The following is a 23,011-nucleotide window of genomic DNA, read 5'->3' on the forward strand; positions in this document are numbered from 1 at the left end:
CCGCCCATGCTGAACGCGCTTCGTCCCGCCTTCGTCCTCATGGTCGTCATGACCGTGCTGACCGGCCTCGTCTATCCCCTGGCGGTCACCGGCATCGCCCAGGCCGTCTTCCCGCAGCGGGCCGGCGGCAGCCTGATCGAGAAGGACGGCCGGATCGTCGGCTCGGCCCTGATCGGTCAGCCCTTCACCGGTCCCGCCTATTTCCATCCCCGCCCCTCGGCGGCCGGCGCCGGCTACGACGCCGCCAGCAGCGGGGCCACCAACCTGGGACCGACCAACAAGGCGCTGGTCGATGCCGTCGCCGCACGGGTCGAGGATCTGCGCGCCGCCAATCCCGGCCAGACCAGCCCGGTCCCGGCCGACCTCGCCACCGCGTCCGGCAGCGGGCTCGACCCGCACATCTCGCCCGCGGGCGCCGCCTTCCAGGCGGAACGCGTCGCCGCGGCGCGCAACGTGCCGGTCGCGCGGGTGCGCGCCCTGATCGAGGCGTTCACCGAGGGCCGTGCGCTCGGCCTGTTCGGCGAGCCGCGGGTCAACGTGCTGCTGCTCAACCTGGCGCTCGACGAGCGCCTTGCGAAGCGCGGCTGACACCGGCGCGGGGGGAAGCACGGGGGGGGGCAGACGGCAACGCTCGAGCCGGATAGGCTGTTGGCGGACCGTACCCTTCCCACGCTTTCCCGTCGCACGGTGTCGCCATGCCGCAGCCCAGACCCCGCACCTTCGCCGTCATCGGCCTCGGCACCTTCGGCAGCACCATCGCCGTCGAACTGGAGCGGTTGGGCAAGCAGGTCCTCGGCGTCGACCGCTCGGAGCAGCGGGTCGGCGCCGTCGCCGACCGGCTGTCCCACGCCGTCATCGCCGACGCCCGCGACGAGCGGGCGCTCGCCGACGCCGGGCTGGCCGACTGCGACGTCGCCGTGGTCGCCATCGGCGAGGACCTGGAGTCGAGCATCCTCTGCACCATGGCGCTGAAGACCATGGGGGTGAAGACGGTGTGGGTGAAGGCGCTCAGCCAGACCCACGCCCGCATCCTGGTGAAGCTCGGCGCCGACCGCGTCATCGAGCCGGAGCGCGAGATCGGCCTGCAGGTCGCGCAGTCGCTCAACACGCCCTACGTCCTCGACTACATCCGCATGGCCGGCGACTTCTTCGTGGTCAAGGTGGCGGTCGACGACACGCTCGACGGCCGCAACGTCGGCGATCTCGGCCTGGGCGGCGGCTCCGACGTCCGCTTCCTCGGCGTCATGCGCGGCGTCACCTTCCTTCCCGGCGACGACGAACTCGTCCTCAAGGGCGGCGACCGCATGCTGCTGATGGGCCGGCAGGAGGAATTGCGCCGGCTCGGGAAGTCGCTGTGAGGCCGCGGCGCCGCCGCCGCCCGGCGGCCGTCCGGATGTCGCCGCCGGCGGTGCTGGCGGTCCTCTACGCCGGCCTGATCGTCGCCGGGACCCTGCTGCTGAAGCTGCCCGTCGCGGTCCGGGGACCGCTGTCCTGGGCCGACGCCGCCTTCACCGCCACCTCGGCGGTCACGGTGACCGGCCTCGGGGTCGTGGACGTCGGCAGCCACTTCACCCGCTTCGGCGAGACCGTCATCCTGCTGCTGATCCAGCTCGGCGGGCTCGGCCTGATGACCTTCGCCACGCTGGTCATGCTGCTGCTCGGCCTGCCGTTCGAGCTGCGGCACCGGATCATCCTGCGCGAGGACCTGAACCAGACGTCGTTCGGCGACCTCGGCCGCCTGGTGCGGGTCGTCGTCGGCGTCGTCGCCGGCTTCGAGCTGGCCGGGGCCGCCGTGCTCGCCGTGCGCTGGGTGCCGGACCTCGGCTGGGGCGACGGTCTCTTCGCGGCGCTCTTCCACGCGGTGTCGGCCTTCAACAACGCCGGCTTCGCGCTGTGGCCCGGCAACCTCGGCCGCTGGGTCGGCGATCCGCTGGTCAACGCCGCGGTCACCGTGCTGATCATCGCCGGCGGCCTCGGCTTCACCGTGCTGCTGGAGCTGTGGTCGCAGCGCCGCTGGCGCTTCTTCTCCCTGCACACCAAGCTGATGCTGAGCGGCACGGCGGTGCTGCTCGCCGGCTCCTTCCTCGGCATCCTGCTGCTGGAATGGAGCAATCCGGGGACGCTCGGCGGGCTGGACTCGCCGGCGGACCGGCTCCAGGCCGCGTGGTTCCAGGCGGTGACGACCCGCACGGCGGGGTTCAACACCATCGATATCGCCGCGCTGCGGGACAGCACCTCGCTGATGGTCATCTCGCTGATGCTGATCGGCGGCGGCAGCACCTCCACCGCCGGGGGAATCAAGGTGACCACCTTCATCGTCCTGCTGGTCGCCACCGTCGCCTTCCTCAAGCGCCGGCCCGACGCGCACGCCTTCGGCCGGCGCATCGGCGCCCAGGAGGTGCTCAAGGTGCTGGCCATCACCGCCATCAGCCTGCTGGTGGTGATGCTGGGAACCTTCCTCCTGACGCTCACCCACGACGCGCCGTTCCTCGACCTCGCGTTCGAGGCGGCCTCCGCCTTCGCCACAGTCGGCCTGTCGCGGGGAGCCACCGCCGGTCTCGACGGGGCGGGCTATCTGGTGGTCGGCGTCCTCATGTTCATCGGCCGCATCGGCCCCCTGGCGCTGGCCTTCCTGCTCGCCGCACCGGTGCCGACGCGGATACGCCACCCCGAAGGGCGCCTGTTCATCGGCTGACGGCGCCCTCCGGGACGGCGCGGCCCGTCAGCCGCCGGACGCCTGATTGCCGGCGTCCATGGGCGTGATCCGCCAGACCGCGCCGTCGGCGGCGTCGGTGACGACGTACAGCGCGCCGTCCGGCCCCTGCGCCACGTCGCGGATGCGCTCGCCCAGCGGCACGCGCTCGGCCTCGCGCGGCGTGTCGCCGTCGAAGGCGACGCGCACCAGGGCGGCGCTGCTGAGCCCGCCGATCAGCGCGCTGCCCCGCCAGGCGGGGAACAGGTCGCCGGTGTAGAACGCCATGCCCGACGGCGAGATCACCGGAGTCCAGTGGAGCGCGGCGTCGGCGAACTCGGGCCGGGTCGGCGGGTCGGGGATGTCGCGGCCGTCGTAATGGCGGCCCCAGCTCACCGCCGGCCAGCCGTAGTTCTTGCCCGCCTGCGGCCGGTTCAGCTCGTCGCCGCCGAGCGGCCCCATCTCGGCCACCCACAGGGTGCCGGTCCGCGGGTCGACCGCCGCCGATTCGATGTTGCGGTGGCCGTAGGACCAGATCGCGTCGTCGGCCGCGGCGTCGCCGACGAACGGGTTGTCCGGCGGGATCGAGCCGTCGCGGTTGAGGCGCACCACGGTGCCCAGCGTGTTGGAGGGATCCTGCGCCGGGTCGAACTGGAAGCGCTCGCCGAGCGTCAGGAAGAGGTGGCCGTCGGGCGAGAAGACGATGCGGTTGCCGAAGTGGTTCGGGCCGTCGATCTTCGGCTGCTGGCGGAAGATGACCTGGAAGTCCTCGATGCGGCCGTCGGCCAGCATGCCGCGGCCGAGCGCCGTGCCGGCCTTGCCGCCGTCGCCCGGCTCGGCGAAGGAGAGATAGATGGTGCGGTTGCCGTCGAAGTCGGGGTCGACCGCGACGTCCATCAGCCCGCCCTGGCCCCGGGCGAAGACCTCCGGCGTGCCCTGCAGCGGCTGCGACAGGGTGCCGTCGCGCTGCAGGACGCGCAGGCGGCCCGGCTTCTCGGTCACCAGGGCGCGGCCGTCGGGCAGGAAGGCGATGCCCCAGGGGCGTTCCAGCCCGCCGGTGACCACCTCGACCTGCACCGGGCCGGCCTGGGTTTCGACGCTGCCGGCGCCGCCCGGCAGCTTCGGCTTGTCCTGCGCCGCCGCGGGAAGGGCGGCGGGAAGGGCGAGTGCCGCGGCCAGGGCCGCGGCGGACGTGGCGGAGCGGGAGCGCATCGGTCGTGTCCTCCGTGCGGGAAGGGCAGGGGGCGATGCCCACCCAACAGGCTCCCGGCGAAGAGATCACCGCCCGCGCGGCGCGCCGTCGCCGACGCCGTCCGGCGGGGCGGCGCCGGCCCGCCGGATTCCCCTTTGCTTCGCCGCCCGCTTCGGCGACAGTTCGGCGAACCGAGAACACACCTCAGGGAAACGTCCGCCATGCCCAGCGATCTTTCGCGCAAGGATCCGTCCTCCGTCCTGCCGCTGTCCGGTCTGACGCGCCGCCGTTTCGGCCGGAGCGCCGCGGCGCTGGGCGCGCTCGCCGCCTTCGGCAGGGCGCCGGCCTTCGCCCAGGGCGGCGCGCTGAAGGTCGGCGTGCTGCTGCCGCGTTCCGGCCACCTGGCGCAGCCCGGCCAGGCCTGCCAGCGCGGCGCCGACATCGCCCCGGCGGTGCTGGGCGACATGGGCTACGCCGTGGAGATCCTGTCGGCGGACACGGAGTCCAACGTCGACGTCGCCCGCGCCCGCACGGAGAAGCTGATCGACGACGGCGCCCGCGTCATCGTCGGCGCCTTCGACAGTGGCCAGACCGCGGCGGCGGCCCAGGTCTGCGAGCAGCGCGGCGTGCCGCTGGTGATCAACATCGCCGCTGCCGACAAGCTGACCGAGCAGGGCTACCGCACCGTCTTCCGCAACTTCCCCACCAGCACCATGCTGGTGTCGAACGGCCTGTCGCTCATGAAGGAGCTGTTCCAGGTCACCGGGGCGACGCCGAAGTCCGCCGTCTTCCTGCACGCCAACGACACCTTCGGCATGGCCAACAAGGCGGCGCTGGACACCCTGTTCCCCAAGCTCGACATGCCGTTCGCCATCGTCGACAGCATCTCCTACGACCCCAAGGCCCAGGATCTGGCGATCGAGGTGACCAAGGCCAAGGCGACGGGGGCGGATCTCGCGGTCGTCACCACGCGCGCCAACGACGCGATCATGATGATCAAGGAGATGGTCAAGCAGCGCTGGCAGCCGATGGGCATCATCTCCCCCGGCTCGCCCGGCCTCTACGACGAGCAGACGTACAAGGTGCTGGGCAAGTACGCCGACTACGCCATGACCAACCTGCCCTGGTACGACCCCAAGGCCGAGGTCACCCGGCGGGCGCGGGCCGCCTTCGAGAAGGCGTTTCCCGGCGACCGCTTCGAGGGCTACGCCTTCAACGTCGCCTTCACGCTCGAGGCGATCCTGGTGGCCGCCGACGCCTTCAAGCGCGCCGGTTCGGCGGACTCCGAGGCGATGCTGGAGGCGCTGCGCACCACCAACCTCAAGGACAAGATGATGGTCGGGCCGGCGATCACCTTCGACGCCAAGGGCCAGAACGTCAACCTCGCCTCGGCCTGCGTGCAGAACCGGGATTCCCGTCCGACCGTCGTCCTGCCCAAGGAGTCGGCGGAGATGGAGCCGGTCTTCCCGATGCCGGGCTGGCAGAAGCGCGGCTGACGCGGCCGGCCGGGGCGCCCCCGCCGGGCGCCCCTCGCTGGCCGCCCCTCGCTGGCCGCTACGCCGCCGCCTCGCGGCAGAGGTCGAGCAGCCGCTCCACCGAGCGGCCGCGGTCGCCGATCGCCGCGAAGCGCTCCCGCGCCGCGGCGCCCTGGGCGGCGCGCAGCGCCGTGTCGGTGGCGAGCGCCACGGCGCGTTCGAGCAGCGCCGCTTCGTCCGGAACGGTGAACGTCGGGCCGGCGATGTGGGCGACGTCGCCGGCCGCCGGCGTGACCACCGGCACCCCCTCGGCCAGAGCGAAGGCGGCGCTGCCGCCGCCGCCCTGGCGGCGCGGGTTGAGCACGGCGGTGGCCAGGCGGTAGAGGGCGCGCACGTCGGCGATGTGGCCGAGGTTGCGGGCCCGCGGCGCGTGGCGCAGCGCCGCCAGCCGCCCCGGCAGCGCCTCGGCCTCGCCGGCGAAGGCGACCGTGGCGTCGGGCAGCCGCTCGAGCAGCCGCTCGACGAGGGCGAGGAAGCCGTCGTCGACGTCCTGGTCGAGCCGGTTGCCCACCACGACGAACAGCGGCCCGTCCTCGGCCAGGCCGAGTGCCCGCCGCGACGGGTCCGGGCCGGACGGCGGCAGCGTCCAGCCGAAGCTGAACGGGCGGAAGCGGGCGGCGAGATCCTCCGGCCAGCCGTCGGGGCGGTCGTCCGCGTCGTAGCCGAGGACGAGGCGGGCGTGGGTGGTGGGCCGGCCGGCGGCGGTCGGCAGGAACACCACGGGGCGGGTGTCGGCGAACAGGTCGGCGACGATGTTGGAACTGCCGAAGGCGACGATGGCGTCGGGATCGAAGCCCTCGATGTGGTCGACGATGGCGTGCACCTTCTCGGCGTCGAAGCGGCGCTGCGGGAACGACGCCATGTGCACCCGTGCCCCGTTCTCCTCGATCGTCTGCAGCCCGGCGTACTCTTCCGTGACGTTGTAGGTGAAGTCGGGGATGAAGCCGTTCTCCGCGGTGGCCGCCATGGTGTTGGCGTTGACGATCACCACCTCGCGCCCGAAATCGTCCTGCAGCCGCCGGGCGTAGTCGAAGGCGTCCAGGGTCGGCTGGTGGCCGGCGCCCAGCATCTGGTTGGTGACCAGCGCGATGCGCCGCACCTCCGGACGCGGGCCGACCGGGCGCATCCGTGCCGCCGTGCCGTAGCGCAGGGCCGTCTCTTCGACCAGCAGGTCGTAGAATCGGGGGAGGTCGGCCGCCGCGAACTCGGCGACCGGACCGGAGCGGGCGGCGCCGACGAACAGCTGGCGGACGATGCCCCAGTAGGCGTAATGCAGCGACGGCACGGTGAAGCGCTGCGGCTCGGCCAGCACGGCGCCCACCAGGTCGCGGTAGAAGCGGATGTCGCCGGTGAGATGGAACGGCAGCGACAGCCGCCGCATGACGTCGCCCAGCGCGTATCCCTGGACCACCACCTCGGCGGCGGCTTGCCGCGCCGCCTCGTCGTAGCGCAGGACGAGCCCCGACAGGGCGTTGATGCTGTTGCCGGGATTCTCGCCGCTGTTGCACACGAGGACGAGCGCCCGGGCGAAGCTCTCCGCCGCCTCGCGGCTGCGGCCGAGGGCGTGCAGCGCGTGGCCCAGGTTGGCGTGGAACATGGCGGACTGGTCGTCGGCGGCGATCGCCTGGGCGATCATCTCGGCCGCTTCGGCGGCCCGGCCGGCCTGCAGCGAGAGCACGCCCAGGAGGTGCAGCGCGTCGGGATGGCCCGGCGAGCGGTCGAGCACGTCGCGGTAGAGCCGCTCGGCCTCGGCCGTGCGGCCGGCCTTGTGGTGCTCGGTGGCGACCGCCAGGGTTTGATCGATGGTGTCCATGGCGCCAGCTCTCCGGGACGTCCTGGTGTGACTTGACCGGCGCGCAGTCTACAGGGACGCCGCGGGCGTTGGCGAACGCTTTTCTCCGCCCAGGTGGCGGCTTCGATTAACCCGGCCTTAGCGGTATTGCCGTTTCCTGGGGCCATGGACAGGCGGATTTCCTGGGCGGCCGGAGTCCGGCGGTTCGCCGCCGCGCTGGCGGCGCTGACCCTGCTGCTCCCCGTGGCATCGGCGGCGGCGGCGGAGGAGGGCGGCGGCGCGGCAGCGGTGCGCGCCATCGTCATCAGCCTCGCCGACCGGCGGCTGTACCTGCGGGGGGCGGATCCGGCGGTGCGGTCCTTTCCCGTCGCCATCGGCCGGCCCGGGGTGGCCGTTCCGCTGGGCGACACCACCGTCGTGCGCAAGCGGCGCAACCCCACCTGGCATCCCACCGCCAACCAGCGCCGTGCCGATCCCCATCTGCCGCGCGCCGTGCCGCCGGGCCCCGGCAATCCGCTGGGGCGCTACGCCCTCGACCTGGGATGGAGCACCTACGCCATCCACGGCACCAACCGGCCGGACTCGATCGGCCGGCGGGCCAGCGGCGGCTGCTTCCGCATGCTTCCGGCCGACATCGAGGCGCTGTTCGCGGCGGTCCCCGTCGGCACGCCCGTGCGCGTGATCAAGGAGGCGTACGCGCCGCCGGATCGGCCGCCCGCCGTCGTCCCCGCCGGGCTGCCGGCGACGCCTCCTCCGGCGGCTCCGGCCGCACCGGTCCGTCCGGCGCCGCCGCCGCTTCTGCCCGATCCGCGCTGTCCGTCCGTCACGGCCCCGCTCCATCGCATGCTGTGCGACGACCCGGAGCTGGCGGCGCTGGACGGCCGCCTGCGCGGGCTGACGCACCGGCACCTGGAGGGGCTGCCGGCCGCCGCGCGGACGGCCGCCACGATGGCCCAGTTCCAGGACGACCGCCGGTTCGAGGAGCGGACCGGCGCCGCCTGCTGGATCCGCCGCGGCAGCGAGGCCGATCCGGCGGTCGCCGCCGCCGCCCGCGCCTGCCTGCGCGACGCGCTGGCCGGCCGTCTGGCGGAGCTGGAACGGCGGTTCGCCGCCGGCCGGAACGAGCGGATCGCCGGGCGGGAGTAGGGGCGGTCTCGCTCCGGTGCCGACTCTGCGCTTGCCTGACCCGTGCGGGACTGCTACCCCGCTTGCGCCATCGTGCGGGTGCGGCGGACATGCCTTTCGACTTCTACCTCAACATCGTGGCGTCCGGGGTGCTGACCGGGCTGGTCTACGGGCTGGCGGCGCTCGGGCTGTCGGTGATCTTCGGCGTCGTGCGGGTCGTCAACTTCGCCCACGGCGAGATGATGGTCGCCGGCATGTACGGTGCCGTCCTGCTGTTCGCCGCTTTCGGCGTCGACCCGGTGCTGTCGGCGCCCATCGTCGCGGCGGTGCTGTTCGCCTTCGGCTACGCGCTCCAGCGCGGCCTCGTGAACCGCTTCGTCGAACGGCCCGAGCACATGCAGTTCATCCTGCTGCTGGGCATCGCCACGATCCTGGTGAACGCATTGCTCATGATCTTCGGCCCGGACTCGCGCGGCGTCCAGGTCGACTACGCCTTCGACGCGGTGGAGATCGGCCCGCTGGTGCTGGATGCCGTCCGCGTGCGCGCCGGCATCGGCGCCGTCGCCGTGGCGGCGGCGCTGTTCGCCTTCTTCCGCTACAGCCGAACCGGCAAGGCGATCCGCGCCTGCGCCGACAACCCGCTGGGCGCGCGCGTCGTCGGCCTGAACATCGACGGCCTCTACGCCTTCACCTTCGGCATCGGCGCCGCGGTCGTCGGCATCGCCGGCACGCTGATGGCGCTGATCGTCGAGGTCCGGCCGCAGCTGGCGCCGGAGTACACCCTGTTGAGCTTCATCATCGTCATCGTCGGCGGCCTCGGCAGCCTGCCCGGCGCCCTGCTCGGCGGCGTGCTGATCGGCGTCACGGAGGCGCTCGCCGGCTTCCTGCTGATGCCGTCGCTCAAGTCCCTGGTCAGCTACGGCGTGCTCATCCTGGTGCTGCTGCTGCGCCCGCAGGGCCTGCTGGGGAGGCGTTCGTGACCCGGCGCGGCGGTCTCGCCCTCGTCCTCCTGGTGGCGCTCCTGCTGGCCGCACCGCTGGTGGCCGACCGCTACACGGTGAGCGTCCTCACCACCGTGCTGTGGTTCGCCTATGTCGGCCAGGCGTGGAACGTCATGATGGGCTTCTCCGGCCTCCTCTCGCTCGGCCACGCCCTGTACGTCGGGTTGGGCGCGTACGCCAGCGCCGCGCTGTTCGTCCATTTCGGCATCGGGCCGTGGCTCGGCCTGTGGGTCGGCATGGCGCTGGCGGTGGCCGCCGGCGCCTTCATCGGCTTCCTCGGCTTCCGTTTCGGCGTGCGCGGCGTCCACTTCGCCCTGCTCACCATCGCCTTCGCCGAGGTCGCCCGCATCGGCTTCGACCACGTCGGCTGGACCGGCGGCTCCGGCGGCTTCTTCATCCCGGTGGAGGCCGGCGCCGGCGACGACCTGCTGAACCTGCGGGGATCGCCGACCCTGTTCTACTACGTCGCCCTGGCCTTGACCCTGGGCGCCCTGGCGCTGGCGCGGGTGCTGCTGCACAGCCGGCTCGGCTACCGCTGGCTGGCGGTGCGCGAGGACGCCGAGGCGGCCGAGGCGGCGGGCGTCGACCTGTTCGCCGCGCGCATGACCGCGGTCATGGTGTCGGCCGCGCTGACGGCGCTGGGCGGCGTCTTCCAGGCCTTCTACTTCAGCACGCTGTTCCCCGAGCAGGTGTTCTCCATGGGGCGCTCCATCGAGATCATCCTGCCGGCGATCGTCGGCGGCATCGGCACCCTGTTCGGGCCGATCCTCGGCGCCTTCATCCTGACGCCGCTCGGCGAGGCGCTGACCCACGCCATCGCCCTGACGGGCGTCGACGTGCCGGGCCTGAAGCTGCTGTTCTACGGCGCCGCCCTGGTCGCCATCGTCGTGTTCCGGCCGGACGGGGTCTGGCCGTGGCTGGCCCGGCGCCTGGGCCTGGTGCGGCAGCCCGGGGAGGAGGAGCGATGACGGCGCTGCTGGAGGTCGACGGCCTGTCCAAGCGGTTCCGCGGCCTCAAGGCGGTGGCCGACGTCGCCTTCGCCGTGCCCGAGGGCTCCATCGTCGCCCTCATCGGTCCCAACGGCGCGGGCAAGACGACCACCTTCAACCTGATCGCCGGCCTCTATCCGCCCGACGCGGGGACGGTGCGCCTGCAGGGACGCGCCATCACCGGCCTGAAGCCGCACCGGGTGTGCGCCGCCGGGATCGGCCGCACCTTCCAGATCGTCAAGCCCTTCGCCAACCTGTCGGTGGAGGAGAACGTGGTGGTCGGCGCGCTGGCCCGCGAGCGTTCGGTCGAGCGGGCGCGGCGCGAGGCGCACGAGGTCCTCGGCCTGCTGGGACTCGCCGACCAGGCGGCGCGGCCGGCCCGCAGCCTCACCCTGCCCGACCGCAAGCGGCTGGAGGTGGCGCGGGCGCTGGCGACCAAGCCGCGCCTGCTGCTGCTGGACGAGGTGCTGGCCGGCCTGCGGCCCACCGAGGTCGACCGCATGGTCGAGGTGCTGCGCGGCCTCAACCGCGGCCAGGGCCTGACGATCCTGATGATCGAGCACGTCATGCGCGCGGTCATGGCGCTGTCGGACCGGGTCGTCGTCCTCGACCACGGCGAGAAGATCGCCGAAGGGACGCCGGCCGAGGTGGTCGCCGATCGCCGGGTGATCCAGTCCTACCTCGGTGCCGAGGAGCTCTGAGGCGGCACCGTGCCGTTCAGGGGGTGCGGAACAGCGGGTGGCGGTCGCAGGCGATGGGCGGCGGCCGCTCCGCGCCGGCCTCGGGCGGCAGGACGATGTGCAGCGCCTCGGCGCTGTCCTCGTGCAGCGCGATCGCCACCCGCGGCGAGACCACCAGCTTGAACTCCGCCTCCAGGGCGGCGCGCGGGTCCGCGTAGAGGCGCGCGCGGAACGACGGATCGTCGGCCAGCTTCTGGCGGATCTTGGCCTCCACCTGCGGGCGCATGAGCATCGCGGCCTCCCGGATTGTTCGTTGCGGGAACGATAGCCCGGCCGGAGCGGCGAGTCGGGTGCGCGAATCGTCACAGCCCGATGGCGCGGGGCGGAAGCTCCCCGGGCGGGCGGGGTGCCGGCGGCCGCAGCGGCTGGCGAACGGCGCGGCGCCGGCTTAAGCTTGCCGGCAACCACGAGAGGACCGGGAGGACGGGAATGGTGCCGCAGGGGACCACGTACGAGGAGATCGCCGGGCGTTTCCGCTGGGAGATTCCGGCGCGCTACAACATCGGCGTCGACGTCTGCGACCGTTGGGCGGAGCGGGACCCCGGACGCACCGCCCTGATCTTCAAGCGGCGTGACGGCGGCGTCGCCGAGTACACCTTCGCCGACGTCCGCCGGGAGTCGAACCGGCTGGCCAATCTGCTGCGCCGGCTCGGCGTGGGGCGGGGCGATCGGGTCGCCGTGCTGCTGCCGCAGGCGCCGGAGACGGCGACGGCGCACGTGGCCGTCTACAAGATGGGGGCCGTCGCCGTGCCGCTGTTCGCCCTGTTCGGGGCCGAGGCGCTGCAGTACCGCCTGGCCGACAGCGGCGCGCGGGTGGTGGTGACCGACGCCGCCGGAGCGGCGAAGCTGGCGCCGCTGCGCGACGGCCTGCCGGAGCTGACGACCGTTCTCAGCATCGACGGGGCGGTGGACGGCGCGCTCGACCTCCACGGCCTGCTCGGCGGCGAGTCCGACGCCTTCGCGGCGGCGGACACCGCGGCGGACGATCCGGCGCTGATCATCTACACCTCCGGCACCACCGGCCAGCCCAAGGGCGCGCTGCACGCCCACCGCGTCCTGCTGGGCCATCTGCCGGGGGTGGAGATCTCCCACGACCTGTTCCCGCAGCCGGGCGACCGCATCTGGACGCCGGCGGACTGGGCGTGGATCGGCGGGCTGCTCGACGTGCTGCTGCCGGCCTGGCACCACGGCGTCGCCGTGGTCGCCCGCCGCTTCGAGAAGTTCGATCCGGAAGAGGCGTTCCGCCTGATCGCCGAGTTCGACGTGCGCAACGCCTTCCTGCCGCCGACCGCGCTGAAGATGATGCGCGGCGTGGAGAATCCGCGGGCGCGCCACCGCTACGCCCTGCGCTCGGTGGCCTCCGGCGGCGAGACCCTGGGGGCGGAGCTGCTCGACTGGGGGCGCGCCACCCTCGGCGTGACCATCAACGAGTTCTACGGCCAGACCGAGTGCAACATGATCGTCTCCTCCTGCGCCGCCATCATGCCGGGCCGGCCCGGCGTCATGGGGCGGCCGGTGCCGGGGCACGCGGTGGCGGTGATCGACGACGCCGGCACGGTGCTGCCGCCGGGCGCGCTCGGCGCCATCGCCGTGCACCGGCCGGACCCCGTGATGTTCCTGGAGTACTGGCGCAATCCCGAGGCGACGCGGGCGAAGTTCGTCGGCGACTGGCTGGTCACCGGCGACCAGGGGGTGGCCGACGCCGACGGCTACATCCGCTTCGTCGGCCGCAGCGACGACGTCATCACCTCGGCCGGCTACCGCATCGGCCCGGGCGAGATCGAGGACTGCCTGCTCGGCCACCCGGCGGTGCGCATGGCCGCCGTGGTCGGCGTGCCGGACCCGCTGCGCACCGAGATCGTCCAGGCCTTCATCGTCCTGCAGGACGGCGTGGCGCCGGGTCCGGACCTGGAGCGCGCGATCCAGGACCACGTGCGCACGCGCCTCGCCGCGCACGAGTACCCGCGCGTCGTCACCTTCGTCGACAGCCTGCCGATGACCACCACCGGCAAGGTGGTGCGTCGCGCTCTGCGGGAGCGCGCCGTCCGCGAGCGGCGGAGGGAATAGGCCCGACCGGCCGGCCCGCCGCCCGGGCCCGCCCTCAGGTCCCCGTCCGGCAGGCCGCGTCGAACAGGGCGGCGGGGGCGCCGTCGGCGAGCCAGGCGCTCTCCGGCGGCAGGCCGTCGGGCCCGAGGGCGTCGCTGGCCGGTGCGTGGCGGCGGCCGGCGCAGTCGACGAACCGCTGCAGCGCCAGAGGTTCCCGGTGCTCCTCCAGCAGGCGGGTGGTGACGACGACGATGCCGGGATGGGCGGGGTTGCGCAGCGTCGCCGCCGTGTCCAGCACCAGCAGCCCGCCGGTGCGCGGGAACAGCGCCGTCCACGGCTCCAGGAACCCGTCGTAGGGCAGCTCGGCCAGCACCACGGACCCTTCGGGCAGGCCGGCGACGGTGCGCTCCGCCCAGGTGTAGCGCAGCCACACCGTGAAGGCGATCATCGCCGCCGCGGCGACCAGGGGAACGGCGTAGCGCGGCAGGCGCAGGCGCAGCGTCCGGGCGGCGATCAGCAGCATGCCGCAGGCCGCGAAGGCCACGCAGATCAGGGAGAACAGCTCGACGAACACCGGTGGGGCGTCTCCTGTTGGCGGCCCGGCCTAGAAGCGGCCGAGCTGATAGGCGGCGGCCATGGAGGCCTGCATCGTCTTCACCAGGGTGAAGGCGCTCTTCAGATGGTTGCGCTCGAAGCTCGACAGCTCCTCGGGGCGCAGGAAATTGTCGGCCTTGCGCCCTTCGCGGATCATGCCGGCCTGGTGGCGCAGCCGCGTGAGCGCGATGTATTCCAGGGCGTCGGTGAGGTCGAGCGCCCCCTCCTTGCTCAGCGTCCGCGCCGCGGCGGCGGCGGCGAGACGGTCGAAGGTGTTGACCGCGCGGACCCCCGCCGCCAGGGCATAGACGCGGGCGAGGTCGACGATCGGCACCACGCCGGTGTGCTTGAGGTCCAGGGCGTGGCCGCGGTCGCCGCCGCTGGACAGCACGAAGGTGCGGAAGAAGCCCAGGGGTGGCTGGTGCGACAGGGCGTTGCGCGCCATGTAGGCCTGGAAGATGCGGTTCTTCCGCGACTTCTCGAGAACGCCCGCGGCCAGCTCCTCGTGCAGGGCCGCCTCGCCGTGGACCGGGCGCAGGTCGAAGAAGACGCTGGACAGCATCAGGGCCCTGGGTTCCGGCTCCTCGATCCAGCGGCGGAAATACTCCCTCCAGGCCGCCAGCGGCTGGCGCCACTGGTCGGTCATCGCCATCATCCCGCCGGGGCAGTGGATGTAGCCGCAGGTGTCGAGCCCGTCGCACACGCGGCGGCTCAGCTCCCCGAAATAGGCGCCGTGCTCCTCCGGCCGGTAGGCGTCGGACAGGATCATGCAGTTGTCCTGGTCCGACAGCGCGGTCTGCTCCTGGCGGGCCTGCGAACCGGCGGCCAGCCACACGTAGGGCACGGGCGGGGAGCCCAGGGACTCCTCCGCCAGGCGCAGCAGGCGCACCGTCACGGCGTCGGTCAAGGTCGTCACGACCCGGCCGATGCCGCGGGCCGAGCCGCCCCAGTCCGCCATCTCGTGCACCAGGTCGGGGACGCGGCCGATCACCGCGCGCAGGTCCGCGGCGGTCGCACACTCGTGGATCTTGCGGGCGAGATAGACCGGCGACGTGGTGTGGCTCTCCACCAGCGCCGAGCCGGAGAGGCAGCCGGCGACGCGCTCGCCGTCCATCACCGGCAGGTGATGGATGTTGTGCCGGGTCATCAGGGCGAGGGCGTCGAACGCCTGGTCGGCCGCCTGGACGCGGTGCGGCGACCGGCTCATCACCGCGGCGACCGGCGTGTCGTAGGGCAGCCGCTCGGCGACGACGCGGCCGCGCAGGTCGCGGTCGGTGAGGATGCCGGCGAGCGTACCGTTCTCGGTGACCAGGACCGAGGACACCCCCTCCTCGCGCATGCGGCGGGCGGCCGCGTCGACCGTCGTGTCGGCGGTCACGCACACCGGCCCGCGGCTCAGCAGCGCGCCGACCCGCTTGGTCAGCAGGTCGAGGTTGCGCGGTGGCGCCGCCGCCTGGACGGAATCGCGCAGGCGGCCGCCGTCGAAGGCGGCGAAGAAATAGGCGAAGGGCGGATGGTCGCGGCGCAGCCGGTCGAACAGCGCGGCCGGCAGGCGCAGCAGCCTGGTGTCCTCGACCACGTCGCTGCGGTTGACGGCGACCCCGCCCCGGAGGATGGCGCGCACGCCGAAGCAGTCGCCCTCGTCGAGCCGGGCCAGCAACCGGCCGTCGGGGTCGCGCTGCTCCACCGCGCCGGAACGCACGATGGAGAGCGAATCGACGGCGTCGCCCGGCCGCGCGACGACGGTTCCCCGCGGCAGATCGACGGCGGAAGCGGCCGCGGCGACCTCGGCCAGGACCTCGGCCGGCAGCAGGTCGAAGGGGTGGTGCTGTCGCAGGAAGGCGCCGGTCTCGGCTTGGGCGGCGTCCATGGCGGACTCTCCGGTCGGGGTGGCGGGCCCTGGCGCGGCCTTCCGGGGACGCCGCACCCGGGGAAGGCCGTACGGGTTCCCGCCGCGAAAAAGAAGGCGGGCCCCGGGAATCGTCCCGGGGCCCGTGCCGCGTGCGGCGCGCGCGGCGCCGCACCGACGGATCAGTGGCTCTGCGCGGCCCCCGCGCCGGACGGCAGGCGGATGAGTTCCACCATCTCCTGCACGTCGCGCGGCGGGGCGGCCGTCACCTTGCTGACCGCGAAGGCGACGGCGAAGTTGATCAGCATGCCGACCGAGCCGATGCCCTCCGGCGAGATGCCGAACAGCCAGTTGGCCGGAACGTCGGCGGCCATCGGCGCGAAGAACACGCCCTTGAAGTACAGGATGTAGCCCATGGTGAACACCAAGCCGATGATCATGCCGGCGATGGCGCCCTCGCGGGTGACCGTCTTCGAGAAGATGCCCATCAGGATCGCCGGGAACAGCGAGGCGGCGGCCAGGCCGAAGGCGAAGGCCACGACCTGGGCGACGAAGGCGGGCGGGTTGTAGCCGAGATAGCCGGCGATGAGGATGGCGACCGCGGCGGCGATGCGGCCGGCCATCAGCTCGTTCTTCTCCGACATGTCGGGGGTGAGCGTGCTCTTCAGCAGGTCGTGCGAGATGGCGGCGGAGATGACGAGCAGCAGGCCGGCGGCGGTGGAGAGCGCCGCGGCGATGCCGCCGGCCGCCACCAGCGCGATGACCCAGTTCGGCAGCCGGGCGATCTCGGGGTTGGCGAGCACCATGATGTCGCCGTTGACCGTCAGCTCGTTGCCCTTCCAGCCGTAGGCGGCGGCCTTCTCGGCGAAGGCGGCGTTCTTGTCGTTGTAGTACTGGACGCGGCCGTCGCCGTTCTTGTCCTCGAACTTCAGGAGGCCGGTCGGCTCCCAGCGCTTGAACCATTCCGGACGGTTCTCGTAGGCGAGGTTGCCTTCGGGCGACCCGATCTCGCCGGTCTGGATGGTGGCCGTCAGGTTGTAGCGGGCCATCGCCCCCACCGCCGGGGCCACCGTGTAGAGGATGGCGATGAAGACCAGCGCCCAGCCCGTCGAGGAACGGGCGTCGCGCACCTTCGGCACCGTGAAGAAGCGGACGATCACGTGCGGCAGGCCGGCCGTGCCGACCATCAGCGCGAGCGTGATGGCGAAGATGTCGATGGTGCTCTTGTTGCCCTCGGTGTACTCGGCGAAGCCGAGATCGGTCACCACCTGGTTCAGGCGGTCCAGCATGTAGCCGCCCGAGGTCAGCTCGGAGCCCATGGCGATCTGCGGCAGGGGGTTGCCGGTGAGCTGGAAGGCGATGAAGACCGCCGGCACCGTGTAGGCGGCGATCAGCACGAGGTACTGGGCCACCTGGGTGTAGGTGATGCCCTTCATGCCGCCCAGCACCGCGTAGACGAACACCACCGCCATGCCGACGATCAGGCCGGTGGCGATGTCCACCTCGAGGAAGCGGGAGAAGACGATGCCGACGCCGCGCATCTGGCCGGCGACGTAGGTGAAGGAGATGAAGATCAGGCAGACCACCGCGACGAGGCGGGCCGTCTTCGAGTAGTAGCGGTCGCCGATGAATTCCGGCACCGTGAACTTGCCATACTTGCGCAGGTACGGGGCCAGCAGCATGGCGAGCAGCACGTAGCCGCCGGTCCACCCCATCAGGTAGACCGAGCCGCCGTAGCCGAGGAAGGCGATGAGGCCGGCCATCGAGATGAACGAGGCGGCGCTCATCCAGTCGGCGGCGGTGGCCATGCCGTTGGCCACGGGGTGCACGCCCTTGCCGGCGACGTAGAACTCGCCGGTGGTGGAAGCCTTGGCCCAGATGGCGATCACGATGTAGAGCGCGAAGCTGGCGCCGACGACGAGATAGGTCAGTGTCTTCAGATCCATGGTCTGGCGTCCCCGGTCAGTCTTCGTGCACGCCGTGTTCCCGGTCGATCTTGTTCATGCGGGACGCATAGAAGAAGATCAGAACGATGAACACGTAGATCGACCCCTGCTGGGCGAACCAGAAGCCCAGCTGGAAGCCGCCGATGCGGATGGTGTTGAGGGCGTCCGCGAAGAGAATGCCGGCGGCGTACGACACCAGGAACCAGACGACGAGGCAGCCGAGGATCAGCCGCAGCGACTTCTGCCAATAGGCGGTTGCGGAGTTGGTTTTCTCCACAGTTTGATTGTGGTCATTCATGGAGTGTCCTCCCACGACGCGATGTTTGTCGTTTCACGTCCGCGAGCCCGCGGTGGGTGACGGCCCGCGGATGTCCCCCAGGGCGTGAGCCCCTGCACGAGACAACCAGATACAGGAAATTCTCCCATCCGTCGAGACAAACGCGAGGTGCTCACGGTATTGGCATGAACTTGTCGCCGGGGTGTGCTCCCGACGATCGGTCCCGGGGAAATCCTTGGCATCCGAGCAGTGCGGTCAGGGGGGGGCGAGCGCTTCCAATATATCACCGGTGAGGTGCAGAAGCGGTGGCGCCGAAGTGAAACGTGGCCGAGGCCTGGAGAATCCCTATTCCAAATATAGAGGACAGGGATTTTCCGATTCTGCAGAAAACCGTGGAGATGTACGGCTCATGGTTGCATGTGATCGATGGTCCGGGCGTTCACAAGAAGGTTCCACTCGAGCCACCTCTTTGGGTGGGTTTCCTTCTGTTGTCCGGCACGACGCGCGAGGTCGTGCGCTCCTACCGGCAATGAAAGAGAACTCGTCTGTCTGATGACCGTCCGAAACTGTGAACGTCGATATGATGTTCTTCTTGGCGGAGCGATCCGGCTGAAATATCATGGAATTACATGGGAATTTCTCCGGACTCTCTGGGATTCCGCGGCGCGCGGAGGGACATGGAGCGGATTTTGTGCCGTTTAAAGAATATTTCACTTGCGAATCATTGATGGCCCCCTGCGTCGGCGCATCCGTCGGACGGGGCGTCCTGCCGGGGCTCTCACAGCAGGGAGAGCTGGTCCCCCGCGGCGGGGGGCACCCGGAACTGGCTGGTGTCCAGGCCGCCCCAGCGCTCGCCCAGGCCGAGGCGGCGACGGGCCAGGGCGAAGCGGCGCGCCAGCATCGCCGCGTAGGCGCCGCCGCCGGTCATCCGGACGCCGAATCCGGTCTGATAGAGGGCGCCGCCGCGGCAGTCGCGAATCAGGCCGAGGACGCGATCGGCGCGGTCGGGCACATGCTCGCGCAGCCAGGCCTCGAACAGCGCCGCCAGTTCGCCCGGCAGGCGGATCAGGATGGTGTTGGCGCCCCGTGCCCCGGCCGCCGCCGCGGCCTCGAGGATCGCCTCCATCTCGTGGTCGGTGAGCCCCGGGACCACCGGGGAAACCAGGACGGCGACCGGCACCCCGGCGTCGGCGAGGCGGCGGATGGTGTCGAGGCGGCGGCCCGGCGTCGCCGCCCGCGGTTCCATCCGTCGGGCGAGGTCGCGGTCCAGGGTCGTGACCGACACGCAGACGTGAACCAGGGTGCGGGCGGCCATGCCGGCGAGCAGGTCGAGGTCGCGCAGGATGAGCGCCGACTTGGTGACGATGCCGACGGGATGGCGGTGGGCCTCCAGCACCTCCAGCACGCGGCGGGTCAGGCCGAGCCCCCGCTCGACCGGCTGGTAGGGATCGGTGTTGGCGCCCAGCGCGATGGTGGTCGGCCGGTAGCCCCTGGCCCGCAGCTCCCGCGCCAGCAGTTCGGGGGCGTTCGGCTTGTGGAAGAGGCGCGTCTCGAAGTCGAGCCCGGGCGACAGGCCGAGATAGGCGTGGCTGGGGCGGGCGAAGCAATAGATGCAGCCGTGCTCGCAGCCGCGGTAGGGGTTGACCGACCGATCGAAGGGGACGTCGGGCGAGTCGTTGCGCGCCAGGATCGTCCGGCTCGTGTCGACGCTCAGCGTCGTGCGCAGCGGCGGCAGGTCGTCGTCGGATGCCGAGCCCCAGCCGTCATCGACGGCGGTCCGCGTCGTCCGCTCGTAGCGGCCGTCGGGGTTGCCGACGGCGCCGCGCCCCTTATGCACCCGATCCGGCACCTCGTCCATCATGGGACGAGCGTGACATCACGATAGGAACAAGACAAGAACAAAAGAGCGCCGCGGGAACTGCGCCCCGCCGCGGGCGGGCTCCGGCAGGAGGCCCCGTCCCTCCCCCACGATGGACGTGGGGGAGGGGGGAGCGAACCCGCTCTGGCGGCGCGGCACCGTCAGCGGGTCGCCCGATTGGCTGCGCTGACCAGGGCGCGCAGCGAAGCGGTGACGATGTCCGGGTCGACGCCGACACCGAACAGGGTGCGGCCGTCGCCGGTGCGGACCTCCACATAGGCCGCGGCCTGGGAGTCCTCGCCGGTGGTGACGGCGTGCTCGCGGTAGTCGACCACGTGCAGGTCGATGCCGACGTCGCGGCGCAGGCTGTCGAGGAACGCGTCGATGGGGCCGGTGCCCTTGCCGCGGATGGTCAGCGGCTTGCCCTCGCGCGTCAGCACCGAGGTCAGGGTGCGCGGGCCCGAGCCCGGGCCGCGCGGCTCCGTCGCGTGTTCGACCAGCGACAGCGGACGGTCGTTCTCCAGATACTCCGCCTTGAAGGCCTCCCAGATGCGGGCGGGCGTCAGCTCCTTGCCGGTTTCGTCGGCGATCGCCTGGACGGTCTTGGAGAACTCGATCTGCAGGCGGCGCGGGATCTGCAGGCCGTACTCGGTCTCCAGCACGTAGGCCACGCCGCCCTTGCCGGACTGGCTGTTGATGCGGATGACCGCCTCGTAGCTGCGGCCGATGTCCTGCGGGTCGATCGGCAAGTACGGCACCTCCCACTGGCCGGAGTTGGACCTGGCCAGCGCCTTCAGGCCCTTGTTGATGGCGTCCTGGTGGGAGCCGGAGAAGGCGGTGAACACCAGCTCGCCGGCATAGGGGTGGCGCGGGTGGACGGGCAGCTGCGTGCAGTGCTCCGCCACCCGGCGCACGGCGTCGATGTCCTCGATGGCCAGGCCGGGATCGACGCCCTGGGTGAACAGGTTGAGCGCCAAGGTCACCACGTCGACGTTGCCCGTGCGCTCGCCGTTGCCGAACAGCGTGCCCTCGACCCGGTCGGCGCCGGCCAGCATGCCCAGCTCGGCGGCGGCGACGCCGGTGCCGCGGTCGTTGTGGGGGTGCAGGCTGATGATGAAGCGCTCGCGGTCCTTGATGGTGCGGCAGAACCACTCGATCTGGTCGGCGTGCACGTTGGGCGTGGACATCTCCACCGTCGCCGGCAGGTTGAGGATCATCCGCCGCTGCGGCGTCGGCTGCCACACCTCGGCGACCGCCTCGCAGATCTCGACGGCGAACTCCAGCTCGGTTCCGGTGAAGCTCTCCGGCGAGTACTGCAGGACCACCTCGGTCTCCGGGCACTCCGCGGCCATCTGCTTGATCAGCCGGGCGCCGGCCACGGCGATGTCGACGATCCCCCGGCGGTCGAGGCCGAAGACGACGCGGCGCTGCAGCTCCGAGGTGGAATTGTAGAGGTGGACGATGGCCCGCTTGGCGCCCCTGATGCCCTCGAAGGTGCGGCGGATCAGCTCCTCGCGCGCCTGGGTCAGCACCTGGATGGTGACGTCGTCGGGCAGGCGACCGCTCTCGATCAGATCGCGGCAGAAGTCGAAGTCGGTCTGCGAGGCGGCGGGAAAGCCCACCTCGATCTCCTTGAAGCCCATCTTGACCAGCAGGTCGAACATCGCCCACTTGCGGTCCGGCCCCATCGGCTCGATCAGCGCCTGGTTGCCGTCGCGCAGGTCGACCGAGCACCAGGTCGGCGCCTTGTCGAGGACGCGGTTCGGCCACTGCCGGTCGGCCAGGGCCACCGGACGGAAGGGGGTGTACTTCCCGGCCGGCATGCGCCGGGTGGCGGCTGCGGTGCCGGCAGAGGTGCCGGCGGCGTCGGGGATGGTGACGTGGTTCATGGCGCTGCTCCTGTGGCCCCTCGCGGGTGTCGCCGGGGGGCGTGTCGTGTCGGGTTCGCGTGGCGAGGAACCGGCGCGGGTCACGGCCGCCGAGCTGCCGGACGGGCTCGGCGGCCGCCGGTAAGTCGCAGCGTGCGCAAGGTTCCGGTGGGCCGGGGGACCGGGCGTCGACGGTGAGCGCTCATGGGAAAGGGTGGCTTCGACCAGTTGGGACGAGGAGAACGCGAAAGGCCCGGACGCTGTCAGAGCGCCGGGTCGGTAAGTCGAAGCGCGTTCGTGCGGTCGAAGGTTCGCATGGCGGGTAATCTGCGGTCGGCCGGCGCGCCTGTCAAGCCGCGATGCGGGCGCCTTCCGTCATGGCGGCTTCACGCCAGCAGCCGGTACAGCAGCGGCAGCAACACCGCCGTGGCCAGCCCGTTCAGGCCCATGGCGAGGCCGGAGAAGGCGCCGGCCGTCTCGTCGACCTGCAGGGCGCGCGCCGTGCCGACGCCGTGCGCCGCCAGCCCCATGGCGAAGCCGCGGGCGCGGTAGTCGCCGACCCGCATGCGGTTGAGCACCCAGGTGCCGAGGGTGGCGCCGACGATTCCCGTCAGAATCACCAGGACGGCGGTCAGCGAGGGCAGCCCGCCGAGCCGCTCGGCGACGCCCATGGCGATCGGCGTGGTGGCCGACTTCGGCGCCAGCGACAGGATCGTCTGGCGGGTGGCGCCCAGCGCCCACGACAGCGCGACGGCCGAGCCGGCGGCCGTCAGCGAGCCGACGAGCAGCGCCACCACCAGCGCCGGGGCGGAGCGCCGCACCTCCGTCCACTGGTTGTAGAGCGGCACGGCCAGGGCGACCGTCGCCGGACCGAGCAGGAAATGGACGAACTGGGCGCCGTCGAAATAGGCGCGGTAGTCGATCCCGGTCGCCCACAGGACGCCGACCAGCACGAGCACGGCGACCAGCACCGGGTTGACCACCGGCAGGCGGCGGCAGCGCTCGTGCGCCCACAGGCCGATCTGGTAGGCCACCAGGGTCGCCGTCAGCCCGGCGAGCGGGCTCGCCGCCAGATAGACCCAGAGCTCGTGCAGCCGCCCGTTCATCGCCCGCCCTCCAGCCGGCGCAGCAGCGCCGCCATCAGCCGGGCGGTCACGGCGATCGCCAGGACGGTGCTGCCGACCACCGCGACGACGATGGGCAGCGCCTCCGCAGCCAGCCGGTCGAGATGGACGATGATGCCGGTGCCGGCCGGTACGAACAGCAGCGACAGGTGCCGCAGCAGCCCGCCGGCGACGTCGCGCAGCCCGTCCGGCACGCGGCCGCGCGCCACCAGGCCGGCGAACAGCAGGACCATGCCCAGCACCGGACCCGGCACCGGCAGCCCGGCGGCCAGGGCGATCAGCTCGCCGGCCAGTTGGCAGAGCAACAACAGGGTGACGAATCGCAGCATGCCCGGTCTCCCGTGATGGCAGAGGCCCCCACCATGCCGGAGGGGGCGCGGCGG

General features: G+C 72.0%; 20 protein-coding genes. 9 read left to right on the forward strand and 11 right to left on the reverse strand.

What is annotated here, in order from left to right; all coding sequences use genetic code 11:
• Positions 1–6 precede the first annotated feature (6 nt).
• From kdpC to ACSBPG_RS29490, 3 genes are all read left to right on the forward strand, one after another.
• On the forward strand, positions 7–588 hold the full coding sequence (gene kdpC / locus ACSBPG_RS29480) for a potassium-transporting ATPase subunit KdpC (protein ID WP_435540825.1): 582 nt from the start codon (positions 7–9) through the stop codon (positions 586–588).
• A 107-nt stretch (positions 589–695) separates the two neighbouring features.
• The gene (locus tag ACSBPG_RS29485; protein ID WP_435540826.1) at positions 696–1,358 is read left to right on the forward strand and encodes a potassium channel family protein; all 663 of its coding nucleotides are present in this window, start codon (positions 696–698) and stop codon (positions 1,356–1,358) included.
• Positions 1,359–1,393: 35 nt separating this feature from the next.
• Positions 1,394–2,695, forward strand: a complete 1,302-nt coding sequence (locus ACSBPG_RS29490) for a TrkH family potassium uptake protein (protein WP_435540827.1) — start codon at positions 1,394–1,396, stop codon at positions 2,693–2,695.
• A 27-nt stretch (positions 2,696–2,722) separates the two neighbouring features.
• Here the strand turns inward: ACSBPG_RS29490 and ACSBPG_RS29495 are convergent, their stop codons facing one another.
• A complete protein-coding gene (locus ACSBPG_RS29495; protein ID WP_435540828.1) occupies positions 2,723–3,904 on the reverse strand; it encodes a PQQ-dependent sugar dehydrogenase in 1,182 nt (393 codons plus the stop codon).
• Between the two features lie 201 nt (positions 3,905–4,105).
• Here ACSBPG_RS29495 and ACSBPG_RS29500 point away from each other — a divergent pair, with 201 nt between their 5' ends.
• On the forward strand, positions 4,106–5,380 hold the full coding sequence (locus ACSBPG_RS29500) for an ABC transporter substrate-binding protein (RefSeq protein ID WP_435540829.1): 1,275 nt from the start codon (positions 4,106–4,108) through the stop codon (positions 5,378–5,380).
• 58 nt (positions 5,381–5,438) lie between these two features.
• Here ACSBPG_RS29500 and ACSBPG_RS29505 read toward each other — a convergent pair whose 3' ends face one another.
• Positions 5,439–7,232 carry a tetratricopeptide repeat protein gene (locus tag ACSBPG_RS29505; protein ID WP_435540830.1) on the reverse strand — a complete coding sequence of 598 codons (1,794 nt, stop codon included), beginning with the start codon at positions 7,230–7,232 and terminating at the stop codon, positions 5,439–5,441.
• Between the two features lie 144 nt (positions 7,233–7,376).
• On the opposite strand from ACSBPG_RS29505, the gene ACSBPG_RS29510 reads away from it, so the two are divergent.
• The 4 genes from ACSBPG_RS29510 (at position 7,377) to ACSBPG_RS29525 (ending at position 11,027) form a co-directional block, all read left to right on the forward strand.
• Positions 7,377–8,357, forward strand: coding sequence for a L,D-transpeptidase (locus tag ACSBPG_RS29510; RefSeq protein ID WP_435540831.1), 981 nt, complete (start codon positions 7,377–7,379; stop codon positions 8,355–8,357).
• A gap of 89 nt (positions 8,358–8,446) precedes the next feature.
• Positions 8,447–9,316 (forward strand): branched-chain amino acid ABC transporter permease, encoded by an 870-nt coding sequence (locus ACSBPG_RS29515; protein ID WP_435540832.1) that lies wholly within the window; start codon positions 8,447–8,449, stop codon positions 9,314–9,316.
• On the forward strand, positions 9,313–10,305 hold the full coding sequence (locus tag ACSBPG_RS29520) for a branched-chain amino acid ABC transporter permease (RefSeq protein WP_435540833.1): 993 nt from the start codon (positions 9,313–9,315) through the stop codon (positions 10,303–10,305). Before ACSBPG_RS29515 ends, ACSBPG_RS29520 begins: the two co-directional genes overlap by 4 nt.
• Positions 10,302–11,027, forward strand: a complete 726-nt coding sequence (locus tag ACSBPG_RS29525) for an ABC transporter ATP-binding protein (protein ID WP_435540834.1) — start codon at positions 10,302–10,304, stop codon at positions 11,025–11,027. Before ACSBPG_RS29520 ends, ACSBPG_RS29525 begins: the two co-directional genes overlap by 4 nt.
• Before the next feature lie 16 nt (positions 11,028–11,043).
• Here the strand turns inward: ACSBPG_RS29525 and ACSBPG_RS29530 are convergent, their stop codons facing one another.
• Complete coding sequence (locus ACSBPG_RS29530; protein WP_435540835.1) at positions 11,044–11,298, reverse strand: hypothetical protein; 255 nt, start codon at positions 11,296–11,298, stop codon at positions 11,044–11,046.
• A 197-nt stretch (positions 11,299–11,495) separates the two neighbouring features.
• On the opposite strand from ACSBPG_RS29530, the gene ACSBPG_RS29535 reads away from it, so the two are divergent.
• Positions 11,496–13,133 (forward strand): acyl-CoA synthetase, encoded by a 1,638-nt coding sequence (locus ACSBPG_RS29535; RefSeq protein WP_435540836.1) that lies wholly within the window; start codon positions 11,496–11,498, stop codon positions 13,131–13,133.
• 34 nt (positions 13,134–13,167) lie between these two features.
• Here ACSBPG_RS29535 and ACSBPG_RS29540 read toward each other — a convergent pair whose 3' ends face one another.
• The 8 genes from ACSBPG_RS29540 to ACSBPG_RS29575 all read right to left on the reverse strand — a co-directional run bounded on the left by ACSBPG_RS29540 (position 13,168) and on the right by ACSBPG_RS29575 (position 22,957).
• Positions 13,168–13,686: a hypothetical protein gene (locus ACSBPG_RS29540; protein ID WP_435540837.1), complete on the reverse strand. Its 519-nt coding sequence runs from the start codon at positions 13,684–13,686 to the stop codon at positions 13,168–13,170.
• Between the two features lie 30 nt (positions 13,687–13,716).
• Positions 13,717–15,576, reverse strand: coding sequence for a putative nucleotidyltransferase substrate binding domain-containing protein (locus tag ACSBPG_RS29545; RefSeq protein ID WP_435540838.1), 1,860 nt, complete (start codon positions 15,574–15,576; stop codon positions 13,717–13,719).
• A 161-nt stretch (positions 15,577–15,737) separates the two neighbouring features.
• On the reverse strand, positions 15,738–17,501 hold the full coding sequence (locus ACSBPG_RS29550; protein WP_435540839.1) for a sodium:solute symporter family protein: 1,764 nt from the start codon (positions 17,499–17,501) through the stop codon (positions 15,738–15,740).
• Positions 17,502–17,517: 16 nt separating this feature from the next.
• A complete protein-coding gene (locus ACSBPG_RS29555; RefSeq protein WP_435540840.1) occupies positions 17,518–17,799 on the reverse strand; it encodes a DUF4212 domain-containing protein in 282 nt (93 codons plus the stop codon).
• Positions 17,800–18,556: 757 nt separating this feature from the next.
• Positions 18,557–19,636, reverse strand: coding sequence for a PA0069 family radical SAM protein (locus tag ACSBPG_RS29560; protein ID WP_435540856.1), 1,080 nt, complete (start codon positions 19,634–19,636; stop codon positions 18,557–18,559).
• 161 nt (positions 19,637–19,797) lie between these two features.
• The gene (gene leuA / locus ACSBPG_RS29565) at positions 19,798–21,459 is read right to left on the reverse strand and encodes a 2-isopropylmalate synthase (protein ID WP_435540857.1); all 1,662 of its coding nucleotides are present in this window, start codon (positions 21,457–21,459) and stop codon (positions 19,798–19,800) included.
• Between the two features lie 431 nt (positions 21,460–21,890).
• The gene (locus ACSBPG_RS29570; RefSeq protein ID WP_435540841.1) at positions 21,891–22,610 is read right to left on the reverse strand and encodes an LrgB family protein; all 720 of its coding nucleotides are present in this window, start codon (positions 22,608–22,610) and stop codon (positions 21,891–21,893) included.
• Positions 22,607–22,957 (reverse strand): CidA/LrgA family protein, encoded by a 351-nt coding sequence (locus tag ACSBPG_RS29575; protein ID WP_435540842.1) that lies wholly within the window; start codon positions 22,955–22,957, stop codon positions 22,607–22,609. Before ACSBPG_RS29575 ends, ACSBPG_RS29570 begins: the two co-directional genes overlap by 4 nt.
• Between the last annotated feature and the right edge of the window lie 54 nt (positions 22,958–23,011).

The organism is Azospirillum sp. ST 5-10 (assembly GCF_051225715.1).
In the GTDB taxonomy this organism is placed as follows: domain Bacteria; phylum Pseudomonadota; class Alphaproteobacteria; order Azospirillales; family Azospirillaceae; genus Azospirillum.

Bases quoted from the DNA above. Each gene is read 5' to 3' on its own strand.
- kdpC (WP_435540825.1), top strand. From the start codon at position 7: ATGCTGAACGCGCTTCGTCCCGCCTTCGTCCTCATGGTCGTCATGACC.
- ACSBPG_RS29485 (WP_435540826.1), top strand. From the start codon at position 696: ATGCCGCAGCCCAGACCCCGCACCTTCGCCGTCATCGGCCTCGGCACC.
- ACSBPG_RS29490 (WP_435540827.1), top strand. From the start codon at position 1,394: ATGTCGCCGCCGGCGGTGCTGGCGGTCCTCTACGCCGGCCTGATCGTC.
- ACSBPG_RS29495 (WP_435540828.1), bottom strand. From the start codon at position 3,904: ATGCGCTCCCGCTCCGCCACGTCCGCCGCGGCCCTGGCCGCGGCACTC.
- ACSBPG_RS29500 (WP_435540829.1), top strand. From the start codon at position 4,106: ATGCCCAGCGATCTTTCGCGCAAGGATCCGTCCTCCGTCCTGCCGCTG.
- ACSBPG_RS29505 (WP_435540830.1), bottom strand. From the start codon at position 7,232: ATGGACACCATCGATCAAACCCTGGCGGTCGCCACCGAGCACCACAAG.
- ACSBPG_RS29510 (WP_435540831.1), top strand. From the start codon at position 7,377: ATGGACAGGCGGATTTCCTGGGCGGCCGGAGTCCGGCGGTTCGCCGCC.
- ACSBPG_RS29515 (WP_435540832.1), top strand. From the start codon at position 8,447: ATGCCTTTCGACTTCTACCTCAACATCGTGGCGTCCGGGGTGCTGACC.
- ACSBPG_RS29525 (WP_435540834.1), top strand. From the start codon at position 10,302: ATGACGGCGCTGCTGGAGGTCGACGGCCTGTCCAAGCGGTTCCGCGGC.
- ACSBPG_RS29530 (WP_435540835.1), bottom strand. From the start codon at position 11,298: ATGCTCATGCGCCCGCAGGTGGAGGCCAAGATCCGCCAGAAGCTGGCC.
- ACSBPG_RS29535 (WP_435540836.1), top strand. From the start codon at position 11,496: ATGGTGCCGCAGGGGACCACGTACGAGGAGATCGCCGGGCGTTTCCGC.
- ACSBPG_RS29545 (WP_435540838.1), bottom strand. From the start codon at position 15,576: ATGGACGCCGCCCAAGCCGAGACCGGCGCCTTCCTGCGACAGCACCAC.
- ACSBPG_RS29550 (WP_435540839.1), bottom strand. From the start codon at position 17,501: ATGGATCTGAAGACACTGACCTATCTCGTCGTCGGCGCCAGCTTCGCG.
- ACSBPG_RS29555 (WP_435540840.1), bottom strand. From the start codon at position 17,799: ATGAATGACCACAATCAAACTGTGGAGAAAACCAACTCCGCAACCGCC.
- ACSBPG_RS29560 (WP_435540856.1), bottom strand. From the start codon at position 19,636: ATGGACGAGGTGCCGGATCGGGTGCATAAGGGGCGCGGCGCCGTCGGC.
- leuA (WP_435540857.1), bottom strand. From the start codon at position 21,459: ATGCCGGCCGGGAAGTACACCCCCTTCCGTCCGGTGGCCCTGGCCGAC.
- ACSBPG_RS29570 (WP_435540841.1), bottom strand. From the start codon at position 22,610: ATGAACGGGCGGCTGCACGAGCTCTGGGTCTATCTGGCGGCGAGCCCG.
- ACSBPG_RS29575 (WP_435540842.1), bottom strand. From the start codon at position 22,957: ATGCTGCGATTCGTCACCCTGTTGTTGCTCTGCCAACTGGCCGGCGAG.